This window comes from Avibacterium endocarditidis, from assembly GCF_002921145.1.
Classification (GTDB): domain Bacteria; phylum Pseudomonadota; class Gammaproteobacteria; order Enterobacterales; family Pasteurellaceae; genus Avibacterium; species Avibacterium endocarditidis.
In genome coordinates this window covers 1-3147 of sequence record NZ_PQVI01000061.1, presented here as the reverse complement: position 1 = coordinate 3147, position 3147 = coordinate 1, and the positions used below count along the sequence as shown (strand labels likewise).

5 protein-coding genes are annotated in these 3147 nt (G+C 38.4%); 4 read left to right on the top strand and 1 reads right to left on the bottom strand.

All coding sequences use genetic code 11. The annotated features are described in order from the left end of the window. The coding region (locus C3Z13_RS04610) for a hypothetical protein (protein WP_219827885.1) at positions 1–345 on the bottom strand (345 nt) is incomplete at its 3' end. A gap of 363 nt (positions 346–708) precedes the next feature. Here C3Z13_RS04610 and C3Z13_RS04605 point away from each other — a divergent pair. From C3Z13_RS04605 to C3Z13_RS04590, 4 genes are all read left to right on the top strand, one after another. Continuing rightward, positions 709–1371 (top strand): amino acid ABC transporter permease, encoded by a 663-nt coding sequence (locus C3Z13_RS04605; protein ID WP_103855145.1) that lies wholly within the window; start codon positions 709–711, stop codon positions 1369–1371. A 2-nt stretch (positions 1372–1373) separates the two neighbouring features. Further along, positions 1374–2042, top strand: coding sequence for an amino acid ABC transporter permease (locus C3Z13_RS04600; protein ID WP_103855144.1), 669 nt, complete (start codon positions 1374–1376; stop codon positions 2040–2042). Between the two features lie 12 nt (positions 2043–2054). Continuing rightward, positions 2055–2819: an amino acid ABC transporter ATP-binding protein gene (locus C3Z13_RS04595; protein ID WP_103855143.1), complete on the top strand. Its 765-nt coding sequence runs from the start codon at positions 2055–2057 to the stop codon at positions 2817–2819. Continuing rightward, the coding region (locus C3Z13_RS04590) for a transporter substrate-binding domain-containing protein (RefSeq protein WP_146256867.1) at positions 2803–3147 on the top strand (345 nt) is incomplete at its 3' end. The genes C3Z13_RS04595 and C3Z13_RS04590, both read left to right, overlap by 17 nt.

The window sequence follows — 3147 nt, the reverse complement described above, 5'->3', positions numbered from 1 at the left end:
AGAAATGATTAACTGCTTAGCGTCTTGGTTTTGATAAAATTGCGAACCCGATTTATTATATCCTACAGCTAAATCTCTGATTGTATTCACTGTCGAGCGAATTTTTGCCCCAGCTGTTTTTTGTTCACTAAAATCAAAAGTATCGTTACTTAGCAACGCTTGTTTCGCATTGTTAGCCATATTATTTGTGGTGTCTAACGATATACCTGTAAGATGGTTTTTCCAATTTTGTAATATTTGATCATAGGCATTCTGTGTTGTGGCGTGTTCCACAGCTACAACAGAATTTGTTTCAGCATAAACAGGTAAAGTAGGAATGCTGGCTAACATCACAGGCGCTAGCATACACATCACTTTTGATAAACGAAATCGGGGCATTTTTCTCTCCTTAAATAATAGTGATAACGCACGTATGCTACGCTGGTGAAAAAGAGAACTCAATTTCCACGCTTCAAAAATATGAACAAGATCACAATAAAAATGAAAAATTGTTTTATTTTTGTTTTTGTGGGGTTTATGCGCGGGATTTATTAACGGATTAAGGTAAGAAAAGGTTGTTGTTTACTAGATAAAAAGTGCGGTATTTTACCGCACTTTTTGTTTAATATAACCACCAAATCATCTAACCAATAAATTTTTATTCTTTTTCAATCTACTATTCTGTTCTTTAGAATGATTGCCAGTTTATGACTTCAACAGGGAAGGAAAATGAATTGGCAGTATGTCTTTGACAATATTCCGAAATTTATTGATGCCAGCATTATTACTTTGCAGCTCTCGTTTTGGAGTATTGTTTTTTCTCTCATTATTGGGCTTTTGTGTGCGGTGGCTACCAGCTACCACATTCGTTTTTTTAATTCGCTCGCTAAAGCCTATATTGAACTTTCTCGTAATACACCTTTGTTGATCCAACTTTTCTTTCTCTATTTTGGTTTGTCTAAATTGGGAATTAAGTTAGATGGATTTACTTGCGCCATTATTGGCTTAAGTTTTCTTGGGGGAAGTTATATGGCTGAGGCGATTCGAGCAGGGATTGAGAGCGTTTCAAAAGGGCAAGTGGAATCAGCTCTGAGCTTAGGATTAACACCCACACAAGCCTTTATTTATGTTATTGCGCCACAAACTTTAAGCCTTTCTCTGCCAGCCATTGGTGCAAATTGTCTGTTTTTAATGAAAGAAACCTCTATCGCCAGCGCGATTGCTATTGCGGAATTAATGTTTATGGCGAAAGAATTAATTGGCCTAGATTATAAAACTAACGAAGCATTATTTTTATTGGTAGTGTTTTATCTCATTATTTTATTGCCAGTTTCGTTTCTTATTCATTATTTAGAGAAACGTAGCCGTTATGCGAAATATGGGAGCGTTTAATAATGGGATTAACTATTTTATTAGAAGAAAATAATCTACAACGATTGTTAAATGGCTTAACGGTTACGGCTGAAATTGCATTTATTTCCGTATTATTCTCTTGCCTGTTGGGTATATTGTTTGGCATTGCAATGACCAGCCGAAATAAAATAATCCAAGGGATTTGTCGTTTATATTTAGAAATGGTGCGAATTATTCCTTTACTAGTGTGGTTATTTATTGCCTATTTTGGCTTGGCTAAGTGGTTGAATATTCATTTAAACGGCATTGCAGTATGTATTTTCGTCTTTATTTTTTGGGGGACGGCTGAAATGGGCGATTTAATGCGCAGCGCATTAAATTCCATTGAAAAACATCAACGGGAATCTGCTTATGCCTTGGGATTAAATAGCACACAAACCTTTTTATATGTGTTACTGCCACAAAGTTTAAAGCGAGTTACGCCAAGTGCGATTAATTTATTTACTCGAATGATTAAAACCAGTTCATTGGCAATGTTAATTGGCGTGTTAGAAGTGGTGAAAGTGGGGCAACAAATTATTGAAACATCGTTATTTACTGATCCTTCCGCGGCATTTTGGATTTATGGTCTTATTTTTCTTTTATATTTCGCAATTTGTTATCCCTTGTCTATTTTTTCTCGTTATATAGAAAATCGTTGGGAGCAATAAAAGGAAATCAAAATGGCACTATTAGAAATTAACCAACTGGTAAAAAAATACGAAAAAACCACCGCACTTCAAGGCATTGATTTAGCCATAAAAAAGGGCGAAGTGGTGGTGTTGCTCGGGCCTTCAGGCTGCGGGAAAAGCACCTTGTTGCGTTGCATTAACGGGCTGGAATCCATTCAAGGTGGTGAAATCGTTTTGCAAGATCAAGGCGTGTTAGGCAAGCAAGTGCCTTGGGTGCAAGCACGCCAACATATTGGAATGGTTTTTCAAAGCTATGAATTATTTTCGCATCTTTCGGTGATCGACAATATTTTGCTCGGCCCAATGAAAGTGCAAAAGCGTTCCCGTTCGGAAGTGGAAAAGCAAGCCGATGAGTTACTTAAACGTGTGGGCTTACTGGATCGCAAAAATGCCTATCCGCGTGAGCTTTCAGGCGGTCAAAAACAGCGTATCGCTATTGTTCGTTCTTTGTGTATGAACCCAGAAATTATGCTGTTTGATGAAGTTACCGCAGCCCTTGATCCTGAAATGGTGCGCGAAGTGCTAGATGTGATTTTAGAGCTTGCCAAAGAGGGAATGACAATGCTGATTGTAACCCACGAAATGGCCTTTGCGCGCCAAGTGGCAGATCGCATTATTTTTATGGACACAGGAAAAATCGTGGAGGAAAACACGCCAGATCGCTTTTTTACCAACCCGAATTCCGATCGGGCAAAAACATTCTTAAACATCTTAAACTATGAACCAAGAGGAATAGACTATGAAGAAAACATTTAAAAAAATCACCGCACTTTTTGCGACTACCCTGCTTGCTGTGAGCCTAACGGCGTGCAATGACAACGAAAGCAATAGCGCGCAAAATCGTCTGCAACAGCTACAAAAGGCCGATAGCGTGCGCATTGGCGTTTTTAGCGATAAACCGCCTTTTGGCTATGTGGATAACCAAGGCAAAAGCCAAGGTTTTGACGTAGAAATTGCAAAAGCCATTGCTAAAGATTTGCTGGGTGATGAAAACAAAGTGCAATATGTCTTGGTGGAAGCCGCAAACCGCGTGGAATATTTGCAATCAAACAAAGTGGATATTATTCTCGCCAATTTCACCGTT